Source organism: Brevibacterium sp. FAM 27836, assembly GCF_051351055.1.
In the GTDB taxonomy this organism is placed as follows: domain Bacteria; phylum Actinomycetota; class Actinomycetes; order Actinomycetales; family Brevibacteriaceae; genus Brevibacterium.
Map to the genome: position 1 here is coordinate 1,171,555 of NZ_CP195711.1, position 17,531 is coordinate 1,189,085.

At 64.3% G+C, this 17,531-nt stretch carries 13 protein-coding genes; 9 read left to right on the forward strand and 4 right to left on the reverse strand.

The window, feature by feature from the left end; genetic code table 11:
* Nucleotides 1–123: 123 nt before the first annotated feature.
* Nucleotides 124–2,370, reverse strand: a complete 2,247-nt coding sequence (locus ACSE4D_RS05430) for a S9 family peptidase (RefSeq protein WP_436326724.1) — start codon at nt 2,368–2,370, stop codon at nt 124–126.
* A 199-nt stretch (nt 2,371–2,569) separates the two neighbouring features.
* Here ACSE4D_RS05430 and ACSE4D_RS05435 point away from each other — a divergent pair, with 199 nt between their 5' ends.
* The 3 genes from ACSE4D_RS05435 to ACSE4D_RS05445 are packed head-to-tail and all read left to right on the forward strand — an operon-like array spanning nt 2,570 to nt 5,827.
* A complete protein-coding gene (locus ACSE4D_RS05435; RefSeq protein ID WP_436326725.1) occupies nt 2,570–3,607 on the forward strand; it encodes a Bug family tripartite tricarboxylate transporter substrate binding protein in 1,038 nt (345 codons plus the stop codon).
* Complete coding sequence (locus ACSE4D_RS05440; RefSeq protein WP_436326726.1) at nt 3,604–4,278, forward strand: tripartite tricarboxylate transporter TctB family protein; 675 nt, start codon at nt 3,604–3,606, stop codon at nt 4,276–4,278. The genes ACSE4D_RS05435 and ACSE4D_RS05440 overlap by 4 nt, the downstream gene beginning before the upstream one ends.
* A 1-nt stretch (nt 4,279) precedes the next feature.
* Complete coding sequence (locus ACSE4D_RS05445) at nt 4,280–5,827, forward strand: tripartite tricarboxylate transporter permease (protein ID WP_436326727.1); 1,548 nt, start codon at nt 4,280–4,282, stop codon at nt 5,825–5,827.
* Between the two features lie 52 nt (nt 5,828–5,879).
* Here ACSE4D_RS05445 and ACSE4D_RS05450 read toward each other — a convergent pair whose 3' ends face one another.
* Nucleotides 5,880–7,433, reverse strand: a complete 1,554-nt coding sequence (locus ACSE4D_RS05450) for an MFS transporter (protein WP_436326728.1) — start codon at nt 7,431–7,433, stop codon at nt 5,880–5,882.
* 141 nt (nt 7,434–7,574) lie between these two features.
* Here ACSE4D_RS05450 and ACSE4D_RS05455 point away from each other — a divergent pair, with 141 nt between their 5' ends.
* The 5 genes from ACSE4D_RS05455 (at nt 7,575) to ACSE4D_RS05475 (ending at nt 13,845) form a co-directional block, all read left to right on the forward strand.
* Nucleotides 7,575–8,096 (forward strand): TetR/AcrR family transcriptional regulator, encoded by a 522-nt coding sequence (locus tag ACSE4D_RS05455; RefSeq protein ID WP_135542468.1) that lies wholly within the window; start codon nt 7,575–7,577, stop codon nt 8,094–8,096.
* Nucleotides 8,097–8,405: 309 nt separating this feature from the next.
* Nucleotides 8,406–9,608, forward strand: coding sequence for an IS110 family transposase (locus ACSE4D_RS05460; protein WP_426936256.1), 1,203 nt, complete (start codon nt 8,406–8,408; stop codon nt 9,606–9,608).
* A gap of 235 nt (nt 9,609–9,843) precedes the next feature.
* A protein-coding gene (locus ACSE4D_RS05465) for an IS3 family transposase (RefSeq protein ID WP_436326729.1) occupies nt 9,844–11,078 on the forward strand; the annotation gives its coding sequence in 2 pieces (ribosomal slippage) (nt 9,844–10,129 and nt 10,129–11,078; 1,236 coding nt in all).
* Between the two features lie 271 nt (nt 11,079–11,349).
* On the forward strand, nt 11,350–12,552 hold the full coding sequence (locus ACSE4D_RS05470; protein WP_426936256.1) for an IS110 family transposase: 1,203 nt from the start codon (nt 11,350–11,352) through the stop codon (nt 12,550–12,552).
* A 330-nt stretch (nt 12,553–12,882) separates the two neighbouring features.
* Nucleotides 12,883–13,845, forward strand: a complete 963-nt coding sequence (locus ACSE4D_RS05475; RefSeq protein ID WP_240690081.1) for an endonuclease domain-containing protein — start codon at nt 12,883–12,885, stop codon at nt 13,843–13,845.
* A 164-nt stretch (nt 13,846–14,009) separates the two neighbouring features.
* On the opposite strand, the gene ACSE4D_RS05480 is transcribed toward ACSE4D_RS05475, so the two are convergent.
* Nucleotides 14,010–15,830, reverse strand: a complete 1,821-nt coding sequence (locus tag ACSE4D_RS05480; RefSeq protein ID WP_135542253.1) for a flavin-containing monooxygenase — start codon at nt 15,828–15,830, stop codon at nt 14,010–14,012.
* 114 nt (nt 15,831–15,944) lie between these two features.
* On the opposite strand from ACSE4D_RS05480, the gene ACSE4D_RS05485 reads away from it, so the two are divergent.
* Nucleotides 15,945–17,105, forward strand: coding sequence for a GAF domain-containing protein (locus ACSE4D_RS05485; protein ID WP_426936700.1), 1,161 nt, complete (start codon nt 15,945–15,947; stop codon nt 17,103–17,105).
* On the opposite strand, the gene ACSE4D_RS05490 is transcribed toward ACSE4D_RS05485, so the two are convergent.
* Complete coding sequence (locus tag ACSE4D_RS05490) at nt 17,106–17,519, reverse strand: VOC family protein (RefSeq protein ID WP_436326730.1); 414 nt, start codon at nt 17,517–17,519, stop codon at nt 17,106–17,108.
* Nucleotides 17,520–17,531 lie beyond the last annotated feature (12 nt).

Sequence of the window (17,531 nt, forward strand, 5' to 3'; positions counted from 1 at the left end):
ATGACGCACATCACGTCGAATGTGATGATATCCACTCTATTGCCCGGCACTGACACCGGGTGCCGATTGCGGCTTTTGGAGACAATCGTCCCAGTATCGTTATCTCCGGCGACAGACGTCCCATCAGGGCTCGATCTCGACATCCGTTCGTCCCAGGACATCGAGGATCCAGGAGAAGTCGAACGCGGTCTCCTTCCAGGCGTCGTAGCGGCCGGAGGCGCCTCCGTGGCCGGCGACCATTTCCGTCTTGAGCAGGGCGTTCGCCCCGACTTCGCGGAGCCGGGCGACCCATTTCGCGGGTTCGACGTAGAGGACCCGGGTGTCGTTGAGCGAGGTCACGGCAAGGATCTTCGGATACGCGGCCTCGGCGACGTTCTCATACGGGGAATAGGACCGCATGTAGTCGTAGACGTCCTCATCGTGCAGCGGATCGCCCCATTCCTCCCATTCGATGACGGTCAGCGGCAGTTCGGGCATGAGGATCGAGGTCAGCGCGTCGACGAAGGGCACGTGCGCGCTGATTCCAGCGAAGAGCTCGGGAGCCATGTTCGCGACCGCGCCCATGAGCAGTCCGCCGGCCGATCCGCCGGTGGCCACGAGCCGGTCCGGTCGTGTCCATCCCGCGTCGACGAGGTGGTGCGCGGCGGCGATGAAGTCCGTGAAGGTGTTCTTCTTCGCGGTGGTCTTGCCCTGGTCGTACCAGTGTCGGCCCATCTCTCCGCCGCCGCGGACGTGGGCGATGGCGAAGACGACTCCGCGGTCGAGCAGCGACAGCCGGGAGACCGAGAAATACGGGTCCATGCTCGCTTCGTAGGAGCCGTACCCGTAGAGGACGAGCGGTGACGGCTCTTCCGGCGCCGAGGCGGCTGTGCCCTGATCGGCGAAGCGCTGCAGGTCCGTGCGGTAGACCACCGAGATCGGCACCTCGGTGCCGTCCTCGGTGCGAGCCCACAGCAGGGTCTCGTCATACTTGTCGAGTTCGACGGAGCCGAGCACGGGCTGACGCTTGAGAACCGTGTCAGTGCCGTCCGCGATGCTGTGGGAGTAGAGCACAGACGGAGTCGACATGGAGGTGAAGATCAGCCGGATGGCGGTCTGGGCGAACTCGGGGTTGGCCGAGAGCATCAGGGTTCCGGTCTCTCGACCGAAGGGCAGCTCCTGCAGTGCCGCATAGGGCGTGTCGGCGTCCGGGGTGAGCGCGATGGTGCCGACGCGGGCGAAGCCGCCGCGGCGGTAGCTGAGGACGATGAAGTCGGCGAAGGCGTCGACGTCTTCGATGCGCATGCCGTCGATGTCGGCGAGGACGGGCCGCGGTTCCGCCGTCGGGTCGGCTGCGGGGACGTCGACGAGTTCGAAGTCGTCGCGGTTGCGGTTGTGGGTGATGAGGAACCGGTCCTCACCGCCGATGACAGCGTGTTCGACGTGGTATTCGACGCCTTCGACGCGCGGCCAGACTTCCTGCGGTTCGGCTTCGAGGTCGTCGGCGCTGATGCTCCAGTAGCCGGTGGTCGTCTTCGACCCGGTGACGACGAACATCATCGTGCCCGAACGGGAGAACCCGGAGCCGACGAAGTAGCGTTCATCGGGCTCTTCGAAGATGCAGGTGTCTGCCCCCGCTGCCGTGCCGACGCGATGGCGCCACACCTTCTCCGGCCGCCAGGCGTCGTCGACCGTGGTGTAGAAGACGAAGCGGCCGCTGGGATCGAGCGAGGCTCCTGCGAAGGTGCCCTCGATGACGTCGTCGAGTTCGTCACCGGTCTCCAGATCCCGCAGTCGCAAGGTATAGCGTTCGTCTCCGGTGGTGTCGACGCCGTAGAGCAGCCACCGTCCGTCGTCGGAGAGCGAGAAGGATCCGAGTGAGAAGAACTCCTGCCCCTCGGCGGCGATGTTCGAGTCGAAGACGACTTCTTCACCGGGCAGCTCGTCCTCGCCGACCGTCGGCGGGGTCCAGTCCTCCGGCCCGGAGATCGGGACGCGGACGCTGATGCCGTAGTCGAGGCCCGCCTTCGTGCGAGAGAAGTACCAGTAGCCGCCGCGCCGGTTGGGCACGGACATGTCGGTTTCCTTGATGCGGGTCTTGATCTCGGTGAAGATCGATTCCTGCAGGCCTTCGAGATGAGCGGTCTGCGCCGCGGTCCAGGCATTCTCCGCCTCGAGGTGCGCGATGACCTCGGGCGAGTCCTTTTCCCGCATCCATTCGAAGTCATCGACGAAGGTATGTCCGTGGTGGGTGCGCTCGACGGGCACCTTCTTCGCCACCGGCGCCGAGGTCGGGCTCGCAGGCTTCGAGGACTCGGACTTGGAAGACACGGACGAGGCCGTCGGAGTTTCGGATGATTCAGGGACTGCCGCACCGGAAGTTTCGCTCATGAGTCCACCCTAGTGGCAGACTCGTCGACCGAGGCGTGCCCGGCTGCACCTTCGCGACGTCCTTGCAGGCCCCCGACGAGCAGAATGCGCTTAACGCGCTCAATGAGCAGAACGCGCAGAGTGAGCATAAGCAGGCGCCGCGTCAGCGCACCACCTTAAGGTGAGTCTCACATCACACCTGCCTTCAAAGGAGAAGTCCGTGCCACAGGCGCCACCTCCCGAGGATTCGACTGCCGAACCCTCACATCTTTCACGACGAATGTTCGGTCGCTTCGCCTACGGGGCGATCGCCTTGGCGGCGATCGGCACGGCGACGACCTACTCGTTCAAGGCCGCCTCGGCCCAGGGCGATCTGTCATCGAACCTCACCCTCATCGCTCCGGCCGGGGCGGGCGGCGGCTGGGACGGGTTCGCCCGGGAGACTCAGCAGGCCATGCGCGTCGAGGCACTGGCGAACAACGCGCAGGTCGTCAACATTCCCGGAGCCGGCGGCACCATCGGTCTCGGCAAGTTCTCGACCATGCACGGTCAGGCGGATACGATCCTGGCCACCGGCACAGCCATGGTCGGCGGCATCGCACTGAACGCATCGCCCGTCGGCTTCGCTGACACCACCCTGCTGGCCCGCGTGGCCGAGGACTATGACGTCCTCATCGCCGCCGCAGACTCCCCGCACAACACGATCGACGATGTCGTCGGTGCGTGGAAGAAGGATCCGAAGGGATTCGTGTGGACGGGCGGCTCGGCCGGTTCCGTCGACCATCTCACGATCGCTCAGCTCGCACTCCTCGGCGGGATCCCCGCTTCCGACATCACCTACATTCCGAAGTCCGGCGGCGGTGAGGCGATCCAGACGCTGCTCTCGGGCACCACCGACTTCGCGTCCTGCGGCTTCAACGAAGTCTCCGACCAGATCGAAGCCGGACGCGTCAAAGCCATCGGTGTCGCCGCTCCGGAGCGGATCAAGGGCTTCGACGATGTGCCGACCATGTCCGAACAGGGCTACGAAGTGACGCTGACGAACTGGCGCGGCTGGCTCGGGGCGCCCGGAATCACCGGCGCCGAATCCTCCCAGCTGCTCGAGGTGCTGCAGAAGACCCGCGACAGCGCGGCTTGGAAGGACGCCCTCGATCGGAACAAGTGGACCGACGTGTGGCTGACCGGTGATGAGTTCACCGAATTCATCAAGGAAGACAGCTCCCGGGTAGAGAAGCTGCTGAAGGAGTTGGGACTGTGAGCGCACAGACAGCAACGAATACGGAACGGACGAACCGCCTCGGCGCGGGCACCTGGTGGCAGGGACGATCGGGGCTGATCGTTCCGCTCATCATGGGAGCCTTCTCGACCTATCTCCTCGTCGGCAGCCTCACGATGGACGTCGCCGAGGATGTGGACAAACCGGGTCCGCAGTTCTTCCCGATGATCATCATGATCGTCGGATATGCACTGACGATCCTGCTGGTCATCGCCTATATCCGCAATCCGGAACCGGTCGACGTCGACGACGAGGTGCCGGCAGAAGTCGAGGAGGACACCGCGTTCTCTACCCCGGTCACTGCGGCGGTCTCGGCATCGCGCCTGTCCCCTCATGAAGAGGACGAACCGGCAGGCGACCGCAAGGCTCTGGCCGCAGCTCGGGCGGCCGATGCGAAGCACCGCACGCACAGCGACTTCGTATCCCTGGCCTGGGGCGCCGGCGGTTTCGCCGCCTTCGCGCTGATCCTCGAGTTCGCCGGGTGGATCATTGCCGCCGCGCTTCTGTTCTGGTGCGTGGCGAGGTCGATGGGCTCGAAGAAGCCCTTGTTCGACCTCACTGTGGCGCTGACGTTCTCATCCCTGGTCTACATCGCCTTCGCGGTGATGCTGGGGCTCAACCTTCCTTCGGGAATCCTGGGAGGTGGCTTCTGATATGGACGCTCTCATGTCCCTCTTCGAAGGCTTCACACATGCTCTGACTCCGATGAACCTGCTGTGGGTCCTCGTCGGCTGCTTCCTCGGCACCGCCGTCGGCGTGCTGCCGGGCCTCGGGTCGTCGATGGCGGTGGCGCTGCTGCTGCCGATGACCTTCGCACTCGATCCCACCGGCGCCTTCATCATGTTCGCCGGCGTCTACTTCGGTGGGCTCTTCGGCGACTCCACGATGGCCATCCTCATGAACACTCCGGGGCAGGCTTCGGCGATCGCCTCGACCTTCGAAGGCCACAAGATGGCCAAGGCCGGGCGGGCCCCGCAGGCTCTGGCCACGGCCGCAATCGGTGCGTTCATCGGCGGGTTCATCTCCTGCTTCCTCGTCGTCTTCGTCGCCCCGGCATTGGCGGATCTGTCGACGAGCTTCGGTCCCGCCGAGTTCTTCGCCCTCGCGCTCTTCGCCTTCGTCGCGACCTCCTCGGTGGTCGCCGATTCGGTGCTCAAGGGGCTCACTGCGCTCGTGCTGGGCATCGGCTTCACCGTCATCGGCATCGACTCGGTCTCGGGCACGGAACGCTTCACCTTCGGAGTGCCCGAGCTCTTCGACGGCGTCTCCCTGGTCACGGTGACCGTGGGCGTGCTCGCCCTCGGCGAGGTGTTCTTCATCGCCTCACGCATCCGCCGTCAGGCCAAGGACAACACGGTCAACTCCTCGGGTCGGCCCTTCCTCTCCCGCAAGGAGTTCGGTGAGGCGCTGCCGGCATGGCTGCGCGGCACGGCGATCGGTCTGCCCTTCGGCGTCATCCCCGTCGGCGGTGCCGATGTGCCGACGTTCATGGCGTACGGGCTCGAGCGCAAGCTCGATGCCCGGCGGGCCGACCCGCAGTTCGGCAAGGGAGCGATCCGTGGTCTCGCCGGCCCCGAGGCGGCCGGTTCGGCGACGACGGGCATCGCCATGGGTGCGCTGCTCGCGTTGGGGCTGCCGATCTCCGCGACCGCGGCGATCATGCTCGCCGCGTTCCGTCAGTACGGCATCCAGCCCGGTCCGCTGCTCTTCGACCGCTCCCCCGAACTCGTATGGGGTCTGCTCGCGAGCTTCTTCGTGGCGATGATCGTCCTCCTCATCATCAACCTGCCTTTCGCTCCTCTGTGGGCGAAGCTGCTGAAGATCCCGGATCCCTACCTCTACGGCGGCATCGCGGTGTTCTGCGGTCTGGGCATCTACGCGACCTCGGCGTCGACGTTCGAGCTGCTCATCCTCCTGGGCATCGGCATCATCAGCTTCGTGCTCAAACGCTACGGAGTGCCGTTGGCACCGCTGATGATCGGCATGGTCCTCGGTCCCCTGGCCGAGTCGAACCTGCGCGATGCGCTGCTGGCCTCCGGCGGTGAGGCATCGACGCTCGTGTCCTCACCGATCACGATCGTCATCTACCTCGTGCTCATCGCCGCCCTGCTCTACACCGGCATCGGCCGTGTGCTTGCCCGCAGGCGTCAGAAGCAGGCGACGCAGGAGATGCTCTCCTCCGCGAAGGATGCGGTGCGCTGATTCGTCTCCGCGGCTTCGCCGCATTCCTCGCAGCGACCAGGCGGCCGACCCATTACGGGGCGGTCGCCTCGTCGTTTGCCTCGGCGTCGGCTCCGGGCAGGAGCCGTCCGGCACCTCGCAGCCCGAAGCTCGTGAGCACCGCGGCGATGAGGACGAGGACGACGGCCGCACCGGCGGCCCACTGCACTCCTGTCTCGAACGAGGACAGGGCCGCCTCGGCGATGCGGTGGGCGGTCGCGCCTCCCGTTTCGGCGGTGTATTCGAGAGCCGAACCCAAGGTGTCGAATTGCGGCTGGCCCGCTTTCGCACCGATCTCCGAAGCCAAGGCCGATCCGAAGACGAAGGTCGAGAGCCCGCCGAGGACGGTCGTGCCCATGACCGAACCGAACTCGTAGGCGGTCTCCGATATCGCCGAGGCGGCCCCGGCCTTGTTCGCCGGGACCGCGGCGAGGATGAGGTCATTGGTGACCACCTCGGCCGCGCCGAGTCCGACGCCGAGGATGAGGAACGCGATCAGCATTCCGGTCACGGTGTGCTCGCCCGTGAACGCGACGATGCCCATGCCCACGGCGTTGAGCAGCAGTGCGGCGGGAACGACTGCGCGCGGGGCGATGCGGGTGACGATCGGCACGACGAGGTAGCCGGAGACGATCGAGGTCACGAGCCCGGGGATGAGGACGAGCGCGGCTTCGACCGGGGTGAGGCCGAGGACGAGCTGGAGCAGCTGGGTGCCGAAGTAGAGGAATCCGGCCAGGCCCATGACGCTGAGCAGATTCGAGGCCACCGCGGAGGTGAAGACCGAGTTCGCGAACAGTCGGACATCGAGCATCGGAGTCGGCAGTGCGAGCTGGCGCAGTGCGAAACTTGCTCCCGCGACGATGGCCACCGAGAGGGTGAGCCAGAAGAGGATGTCAGCGCCCGCGGTCATCGCGTGCTTGAGGGCGAAGACCAAGGGAGCCAGCGCGAGCATCGACAGGAGGATCGAGGCCGGGTCGATGCGGCCCGGATTCGGGTCCCGCGATTCGGGCAGCAGCAACAGAGCCGCCGGGATGAAGACGGCGATGAGCGGAATGTTGATGAAGAAGATCGAACCCCAGTGGAAGTGTTCAATGAGGATTCCGCCGAGGATCGGGCCGAGTGCCGCGCCACCGGAGAACATCGCCGCCCAGGTGGCGATGGCCACCCGCCGGTCACGCTCGTGGGCGAAGATGTTGCGGATGAGCGAAAGCGTCGAGGGCATGAGGGTGGCCCCGAAGACTCCGAGCAGCGCACGAGCGAGGATGAGCATCTCCGCCGAGATGGAGAACGCCGCGAGCAGAGACGCCGCCCCGAAGCCGGCCGCGCCGATGATGAGCAGTCGACGCCGACCGAGCCGATCGCCGAGGCTGCCCATCGCCACGAGCAGTCCGGCGAGCATGAGGGCGTAGATGTCGACGATCCACAGCAGTTGGACTCCCGTCGGATGCAGGCCGACGCTGATGGCCGGGATGGCGAATCCGAGCACCGTGTTGTCGATGGAGATGAGCAGCACGGGGATCATGAGCACAGCCAGGCCGGCCCATTCGCGCCGGCCGGCGCGCAGCTGTGGAATCAGCGTCGTCGTCATTCACCCAACTGTACCGTCTGGACGGTACAGTTGGGAAGTGTTGGCGGCGCTAGGAGCGAGATGCTCGGGAAGTGCACAGGCTGTATTCGCCGAACCGGTGCACCGATTCACCCGACCGCGCCATCGACTAGGCTCATAGTCATGGCACGCAATCCGACCGCAACGAAGGAGAGGCTGCTCGACGCCTTCGAGACCCTGCTCGACGAATTCGGCACTTCGGGCGCGACTCTCGACGCGGTGGCCGCGAAGGCCGAAGTCTCCAAGGGCGGGCTGCTCTATCATTTCGGGTCGAAGGCCGAGCTCATCAAAGGCAGTCTCGAGAGACTCGACCGCCTCGTCGCCGAGGACGTCGAAGACATGAAGGCCGCCGGCGAGCGCCTCCATTACTACTACCTCGAGACCTCGGCAGAGGTCGGCACTCCCCTCGACCGCAGCCTCATCGCGGCCGGGTGCCTGGCCTTGGAAAACGAGGGCGCGAAGGCGGCTCTGCGCAGAACCCGGGAAGCGTGGTTCGACGCGCTCAACAACCACCTCGGCGATGCGGACCTGGCGATGACGATCCAACTCATCGGCGACGGCATGTACTTCAATCAGAACTTCGGTCTCTCACAGGACGAGGCGCTTGACCACGTCAAACGGGTCCTCACGCGCCTCGGACTCTGATCTGGGATCCCGGCCCCAGGCTGTCGCCCCCGTTACCTTTTAAGTAGCCTCAACATCCGTCAGGATAGAAGGGGTCGCTGGCCTGAGGACCTCGGCATGATTCATGCCCCCAGTCGTCATGATCCGGGGGGTGTTGTCACCGAGGTTCGAAGGCACCAGGGAAATCGCTGATAGGGGCCAGAACCACTGGCAGAACACATGCCTCGAGCCCGACCGTAACGTGGATGCCGAACCCCGGAGCCACCCAGCACCACCGGCCAGCCGAACCACTCACAACCGCAGTCACACCAGTCGAAGAAGATGAGTGACATGATCACCAACCACGACACCATTGACGTATTCATCGGCATCGATGTCGGCAAACACGACCACCACGCCGTGGCGCTGGCCAGGGACGGCACCCAACTACTGTCGAAGGCCCTGCCCCAGAACGAAGCAAAACTCCGAGCACTCATCGACAAGCTCCGCACCCACGGGACACTCCTGCTCGTCGTCGATCAGCCCGCCACGATCGGAGCCCTACCCGTCGCCGTCGCACAAGCAGCCGGCGTCACCGTGGCCTACCTCCCCGGGTTGGCGATGCGCCGCATCGCGGACCTGCACCCAGGAGAGGCAAAGACCGATGCCCGGGATGCCGCGATCATCGCTGAAGCCGCCCGCACCATGCCACATACCCTGCGCGGGATTCGGGTCAGCGATGAAAACGTCGCGGAACTGTCGATGCTGTGTGGCTACGACGATGACCTCGCCAAACAAGCCACGGCCACGTCGAACAGGATCCGGGGCCTACTCACCCAGATACACCCCGGACTAGAAGCCGTCATCGGTGCCCACCTGGACCATCCTGCAATGACGGCGCTGCTGGTGAAGTACCCGACACCGAAGGCTCTACGTCGGGCCGGCAAGCACCGGGTCGAGACGCTGCTGGCCAAACACGCTCCACGAGCGTGGAAACGCTGGGCGACAGCGATCTTCGCCGCCTTGGACGAGCAGACTGTGGTGGTCGCGGGCACCGATGCGGCAGGGATCGTTCTCCCGCAACTGGCCACAGCTTTGGCTCAGACGAGGTCGTCGCGGGACGAGGTCTTTGCACGGATCGAGGAGTTGGTGGAATCGCATCCTCTTTTCGAGCTCCTGACATCGATGCCGGCAGTCGGCGTCAGGACAGCGGCGAGGATCCTGACCGAGGTCGTGGGCAAGGACTTCGCCACTGCCGGGCACTTGGCCTCTTACGCCGGTTTGGCACCGGTGACGTGGCGATCGGGGACGTCGATCCGTGGTGATCATTCGTCCCGCCGTGGCAACAAAGTCCTCAAACGGGCGCTATTCCTCTCGGCATTCGCAGCGTTGAAAGACCCGTTGTCGAGGACGTACTACGACCGGAAACGTGCCCAGGGCAAGAAGCATAACCAGGCTCTGATCGCGTTGGCTCGTCGACGCTGCAACGTATTGTTCGCGATGCTGCGTGACGGTTCCTATTTCCACGTACCGATGGAGGCCACTGCCGCGTAGACAGGTTCCGAAGCACCCACGTCCAGTCCGAGACTGCGTCCCGGACCAATCAGTCCTGCCCAGCATCAGCCGGCAAGACTATTCGAAGAAATCTTGGTCACCCCTTGACGAAAACCATAGGGGCACCCCGTTACCTTTTAAGTAGCCTCAACATCCGTCAGGATAGAAGGGGTCGCTGGCTGGGGTGTCATGATTTGAGTAGACAGCAGAACCCGATGAAAGGAAACTGCTGCACATGACTACCAACCAATCCCCGCGGCGGCCCCGCAGAGAGTTCACCTCGGAGTTCAAGGCCGACGCCGTCGCGATGGTCACCGACCTCGGGAAGTCCCGAGCCGAAGTCGCCCGCGACCTCGACATCAACGAGTCGACGCTGGGCCGGTGGGTCGCGAAGGCCACTGGCACTGAAGGAACCGGCTCCGGATCAGCTCGACGCGCTCCCGACGCCAACAGTGATGACCCGGCCGAGATGGCCAAGGAAATCGCTCGTTTGAAGCAGGAGAACGCGTTCTTGAAAAAAGCCGCGGCCTTCTTCGCGAAGGAACAGCCGTGAGCGCGAAGTACGAGCTGATCCACACCGAAGAAGGCGCCTTCCCCGTCACCTTGATGACCCAGATTCTGGGAATTGAGCGCACCGGCTACTATGCGTGGAAGAACCGGCAGGACACCGAACCGGACCCTGAGTCCAGGCGTGGTCGCCGCCAGATCGTCGCCGACCGGGTCTACGCCCTGTGGTTGGCGTCGAACAAGGTCTACGGCATTCGCCGGATCCACAAGGATCTCGCAGCCGAAGGGATCACCGTTTCGCTGGGGTTGGTCGCTGCGATCATGCGCGAGCTCGGGATCGCGGGTGTCCAACCCCGGGCAACGAAGCGAACCACGATCCCTGCCGCCGATGCCCAGGACAGGGCGGATCTGGTGCGGCGGGAGTTCAACCCGCCGGTACCCACGACGCATCTGGTCAGCGACATCACTTATCTGAAGACGGGTGAGGGGTGGTTGTTCCTGGCCACGGTCATCGATCTCACGACCCGGATGGTGGTGGGGTGGGCGACGGCGAAGCATATGCGCACGAGTCTGATCATCGATGCTCTTAAGGTCGCCTACCAGGGCGGATACGTTGCCGAGGGCGCAATAGCGCATTCGGATCGAGGCAGCCAGTACACCTCTGCGGAGTATGCGGAAGTCGCACGATTGATGCAGGTTCGCTTGTCAGTGGGCAGGACTGGGGTGTGTTGGGACAACGCGGTCGCGGAGGCGTTTTTCGCTTCGTTGAAGAATGAGATGTTCCATCGTCAGCGATTCGCTACTCGCGCAAGGGCACGGCTGGCGGTCGCGGAGTATATCGAGGTGTTCTACAACCGGAAGAGGCGTCACTCGGCGTTGGGCTATGAGGTCCCTGCCCGGGCGATGGAGTCGTTCTTCGATCGCACCGAGACGGAATCATCGGCAGCCGACCGGGCTGCTTGAGGAAATAGTGTTCTCCTGTCGAAACAACTTGACACAGTCCAGGCCTGAGGACCTCGGCATGATTCATGCCCCCAGTCGTCATGATCCGGGGGGTGTTGTCACCGAGGTTCGAAGGCACCAGGGAAATCGCTGATAGGGGCCAGAACCACTGGCAGAACACATGCCTCGAGCCCGACCGTAACGTGGATGCCGAACCCCGGAGCCACCCAGCACCACCGGCCAGCCGAACCACTCACAACCGCAGTCACACCAGTCGAAGAAGATGAGTGACATGATCACCAACCACGACACCATTGACGTATTCATCGGCATCGATGTCGGCAAACACGACCACCACGCCGTGGCGCTGGCCAGGGACGGCACCCAACTACTGTCGAAGGCCCTGCCCCAGAACGAAGCAAAACTCCGAGCACTCATCGACAAGCTCCGCACCCACGGGACACTCCTGCTCGTCGTCGATCAGCCCGCCACGATCGGAGCCCTACCCGTCGCCGTCGCACAAGCAGCCGGCGTCACCGTGGCCTACCTCCCCGGGTTGGCGATGCGCCGCATCGCGGACCTGCACCCAGGAGAGGCAAAGACCGATGCCCGGGATGCCGCGATCATCGCTGAAGCCGCCCGCACCATGCCACATACCCTGCGCGGGATTCGGGTCAGCGATGAAAACGTCGCGGAACTGTCGATGCTGTGTGGCTACGACGATGACCTCGCCAAACAAGCCACGGCCACGTCGAACAGGATCCGGGGCCTACTCACCCAGATACACCCCGGACTAGAAGCCGTCATCGGTGCCCACCTGGACCATCCTGCAATGACGGCGCTGCTGGTGAAGTACCCGACACCGAAGGCTCTACGTCGGGCCGGCAAGCACCGGGTCGAGACGCTGCTGGCCAAACACGCTCCACGAGCGTGGAAACGCTGGGCGACAGCGATCTTCGCCGCCTTGGACGAGCAGACTGTGGTGGTCGCGGGCACCGATGCGGCAGGGATCGTTCTCCCGCAACTGGCCACAGCTTTGGCTCAGACGAGGTCGTCGCGGGACGAGGTCTTTGCACGGATCGAGGAGTTGGTGGAATCGCATCCTCTTTTCGAGCTCCTGACATCGATGCCGGCAGTCGGCGTCAGGACAGCGGCGAGGATCCTGACCGAGGTCGTGGGCAAGGACTTCGCCACTGCCGGGCACTTGGCCTCTTACGCCGGTTTGGCACCGGTGACGTGGCGATCGGGGACGTCGATCCGTGGTGATCATTCGTCCCGCCGTGGCAACAAAGTCCTCAAACGGGCGCTATTCCTCTCGGCATTCGCAGCGTTGAAAGACCCGTTGTCGAGGACGTACTACGACCGGAAACGTGCCCAGGGCAAGAAGCATAACCAGGCTCTGATCGCGTTGGCTCGTCGACGCTGCAACGTATTGTTCGCGATGCTGCGTGACGGTTCCTATTTCCACGTACCGATGGAGGCCACTGCCGCGTAGACAGGTTCCGAAGCACCCACGTCCAGTCCGAGACTGCGTCCCGGACCAATCAGTCCTGCCCAGCATCAGCCGGCAAGACTATTCGAAGAAATCTTGGTCACCCCTTGACGAAAACCATAGGGGCACCCCCCCAGGCTCTTTTGCGATGCGAGCAAAGAGTTCCGGACGATCTGTGCGGAATTCTGCCCGAAATTCCCGCACAGATCGTCCGGAACTCGGCTGACGGCTCCCTCCTGACTCGCGCAGCGTTGCCTGTGGACGGTGATTCTTCATCCACAGGCCAGATTCTTCCTATTCTGTTTCCTCGCCCGGTCGACGATGCTGTCGTCTATGTCCGATGACGTCCGCTGGCAGATGCATGACTTTCCGCAGGTGTTCCGTACACGGGACCATGCAGAACGGGGAATCACCCGGCACAGTCTCTACCATTCGAAGCGCTACGAGGAGGTGCTCCCGGGCGTGAGGATGGACCTCGAGAAGTTCGACCGGTGCGCGGCACCGGTCTGGGCCGACGCCGCATGGCGCTTCGATGCACAGAGACTCCGCGCTGCTCTCCTCCTCTACCCCGCCATCGCTGCCAGTCACGCATTGGCCGCGAGGCTCTATGGATGGCCGCTTCCGTCCAACTGGCTGGATTCGCACCTCCACGTCTCGCTCACGAACCCGAACTCACGAATCAGACTCTCCGAGATCACTCTGCGTCGGATGACGTCGATGTCGGTCAAGCGGTGGTTCGGGCTGCCGATCCTCGCACCTGAGGACGTCATCATCGGTATCGCCGGCGACTTGCTCCAACGCGATCTAGTGAAAGTCATCGACGCTGCCGCCGGCAATTGGCACGGACCGCCGCAGATCCGCCTCGATGAGCTTCGCGTCTCTGTTCGCGGACGCCCCTTCGTCCGCCAACGACAGCACCTCATCGAGGCGGTCGATCTCGCTCGTCCGACTGTCGACTCTCCACCGGAGACGGATCTGCGTCTGTGGGCCGTTGCGGTCGGCCTTCCCGAACCAGTCGTCCATCCGAAAGTCCCCAGCCGCAGTCTCGGGCGCATCGTCGAACCGGATCTCGGGTACCCCGAAGCCTTACTCGCTCTGGAGTACGAAGGCGGTCACCACTTCCAGTCGAAACGACAGAGGGAAAACGACCTCAAACGCGATGAAGCGCTACGGGCCGAGGGATGGACCGTCCTCCACGTGACAAGCAACGTCGACTACCGACAGCTTGAGACTCAGATCCGGCACCACCTCGGGCTCGCGTCCCGCTCTCGTCCAGGCGGTGGCCGATCGGGGTGAGGCATCGGGGTTCTCGTCGGTTCGCCTTGCCCTCGCCGCCGGAGCCGAACCCCTCGCGACGGGAGCCGAAATCAAGTTCCGGACGATCTGTGCTGAAATTGTGCGCCAACTTCAGCACAGATCGTCCGGAACTACCTGAAGTTCCCGCGGCCGTCGACTGCACCTCAGCTCAGGTGGTGCACCTCCTGCAGACCATAGACCGGGGTGTCGATCCCTTCGTGACGGGCCTTGAGCTGCAGGGCCAGGTAGAGCGAGTAGTGCCGTGACTGGTGGAGGTTGCCGCCCATGAACCACAGGTTCTCCTGCTGCGTGGGCTTCCACATATTGCGCTCTTCACCCTCCCACGGGCCGGGGTCCTTCGCGGTGTTCGAGCCCAGTCCCCAGCACTTGCCGACTTTGTCGGCCGTCTCCTGGTCGACGAGGTCTGCCACCCACCCGTTCATCGAGCCGTAGCCGGTGGCATAGACGACGAGGTCGGCAGTCAGCTCGGTGCCGTCATCGAGAACCACTGAGTTCTCGGTCAGGTGGTCGACTTGCCCCTTGACGAGCTTCACCTTGCCGTCGGCGACGAGCTCGGCGGATCCCACGTCGATGTAGTAGCCGGAGCCGCGGCGCAGATACTTGAGGAAGAGCCCGGATTCGTCATCACCGAAGTCGAGTTCGAACCCGGCGTTCTCCATCCGCTGGTAGAAGTCCTTGTCGCGTTCCTTGATCTGGTCGTAGAGCGGGATCTGGAACTCGTGCATGATCCGGTAAGGCAGCGAGGCGAAGATGAGATCCGCCTTCTCCGTCGTCACACCTTTGGCCAACGCGCGCTCGGAATACAGGTCCCCCATCGCGATATCCACGAGCGAATCGCTCTTGACGATGTGCGTGCTCGAACGCTGCACCATGGTGACGTCGACATCGTTCTCATACAGTGCGCCGCAGATGTCGAAGGCCGAATTGTTGCTCCCGATGACGACGACCTTCTTGCCCGCGTAGGCATCGGGGCCGGGATGCTGCGAAGAATGCTGCTGCTCGCCCTTGAACACGTCAGCGCCAGGGAACGTGGGGATGTTCGGTTTGCCCGACATGCCGGTGGCCATGACCAGGTGAGTGGGGCGCAGCGTGAGCTTCTCCCCGTTCCGCTCGACGTCGACCGTCCACTGACCGGCGTCTTCGTCATAGCTCGCCGAGCTGGCCGTCGTCGAGGACCAGTACGGGATCTCCATCACCTTGGTGTAGAACTCCAGCCAATCCGCGATCTTGTCCTTCGGTGCGAACACCGGCCAGTTGTCCGGGAATTTCAGGTACGGCAGGTGGTCGTACCAGACAGGATCGTGCAGGCACAGCGACTTGTACCGTGACCTCCACTGGTCGCCCGGCCGCTCCCACCGGTCGACGACGAGGGCGGGAACTCCAAGCTGGCGAAGGCGAGCGCCCAGAGCGATTCCGCCCTGTCCCCCGCCGACGACGAGGATGTACGGGTCGGCGGTCTTTCCCCAGGAGGCGTCCTCCTCGGCGAGTTTCTCCGACCAGCTCTTCCGCTCGGGATCGACTCCGTGCTCCGCGCCCATGATGCGGCGGGTGCCGCGCGGCTCTTCGTGTCCGGCGATTTCCTGCAGTGAGGTCAGGACGGTCCACGCTTTGGTGCCGTCCTCGTCGATGAGACGGACGAGTCCCTTGCCCCGCCCCACCGAGGTGGTGAAGGTGAACCAGGCTTCGGTCACCCCATCTGCTTCCGCGGCGGGTTCGCTGAGTTCGAAGTTCATGGGCGAGACGCGCTCGAGGTTGTGCGTCAGCAGGTCGGTGACCCCTTCGGGGTTCTCCACGGTCTTGAGGTTCCAGGTGAAGGACACCAGGTCTCTCCAGTAGCTGGCCGTGGCGAACAGTCCAGCCGCGGCCGGGATATCCCGGGCCCGCAGAGCCGATTCGAATTCGTTCAACCACTCGGTGGCGATGTCGTCTGCAGTCAGCTGCCGGCGTTCGATCGTCGTTGTCATGATCACTCCTCTTCGTTGAGCTGTGTGAGTCCAAGCTATGTGCGGCCGGCCCCGGAAGGAAGAGTTGCATCAAGTTGCATGGCCATGCGCGAGGACCGCCCCTATACTCAAGACATGCCTCAGCCCGACCTGGCACACCTCGCCAGGGATCTGACACGCATTCACGATGCCGTGATCACCGGTGGTTCGCCGCCGGTGCAACCGCGCGCGCTCGTCAAGCGCTCGTGGGATCGGATGCTGCGCCTGGGCCTCGATCCTGCAGGCGGCAATCGGAGGCTTGTCGCCGCCGAGGCGGATGTCGAGGCACGCAGGCAGCGGTCGAAGCTGCGCCTGATCATCGACGAGATGAAGACAGTGCTCCTCCAGGCTCCGGACGCCGCGACTTTCATCCTCGTCGTCACCGATGCCGAGGGTGTCATCCTCTGGCGTGATGGAGCCACCGTCGCCCGTCGCCAGGCCGATGGTCTGGGCTTCGTCGAGGGTGCGCACTGGTCGGAATCGGTCGTCGGGACGAACGCCATCGGCACGGCCTTGGCTGAGGAATCGCCCGTGCAGCTGTTCTCTGCCGAACACTTCGAATCCTCACAGCACCCGTGGTACTGCAGCGCGGTTCCGATCCATGACCCCACCGACGGCACTTTGCTGGGAATCGTCGACATCAGCGGTCCTGCACTGACTCTGCATCCGACGGTGCAGACCCTGGTCAACACCGCTGTTCGTCTCGCCGAGGCGCGGCTGCTGATCATCCAGCAGGAACAGCTGTCGAGCCTCCGTGATCGCATGTCGACGATGCTGCAGGGCTCTCAGGGTCCTGCTCTGGTCGTCGACGACGCCGGCTGGGTCGCCTACCAGCAGGGGGTGAGGAGCCGCGACCGAATCGAGGTGCCCTCACCGGACCGCACGATCCTCATCCCGGGAGCCGGGCTCTGCCTGCCCGAGAGGATCACCGGAGGCTGGCTGCTCCGGCCCTCCGGAGACCGCCAGGCGGCAGTGGTGCTCCGGCTCTCTTCCGACCCTGCCGTGCTCGAGGTCCACTCAGGGGCGGATCCGCTGACTGTTCCGCTTACGCCCCGCCACGCACAGATCCTCGAGGCGGTCACCTCGGCGGGGACAGCCGGCATCAGTGCCGCAGAACTCAGCGGGACGCTCTACGGTGACTCCGACCGGCTGGTCACGGTACGCGCCGAGGTGTCCAGGCTGCGACGATCGATCGGTGCACTGCTCGCCACCCGCCCCTACCGCTGGGCCGAGGGAGTCAGCGCGCGGGTGGAGTGATCACTGCCTCCCAGCGCCCCGATACGTGCCGAAGCTCCACAGCACGCCCTCGGGGTCCTGGACGCTGAAGTCGAGTGACCCGTAGTCCTGTTCGGTCAAGCCCATGACTTCGGTGGCCCCGGCACTGATCGCACGATGATAAAGCTCCTCGACACGGTCCGTGGCGATGTAGACCGAGCCGGAGGCAACACCGGTCTTCGTCATCACTCCCCCGTCATCGCGGACCGAGCCGAGCATGATTCCCCCGCCTTGGGGCCAGGCCAGTTCGGCGTGGTCGACCCGTTGCGAATCCTCGGCGTTCGTGTACTCGACCACGACCTCGAATCCGAAGGCCTCGCACAGGAAGGCGATTGCGGCCTTCGCGTCCCGATAGCGGAACGTCGGCCAGATGTTCGCTGCGGTTCCATTCGACATGTCAGCTCCTAG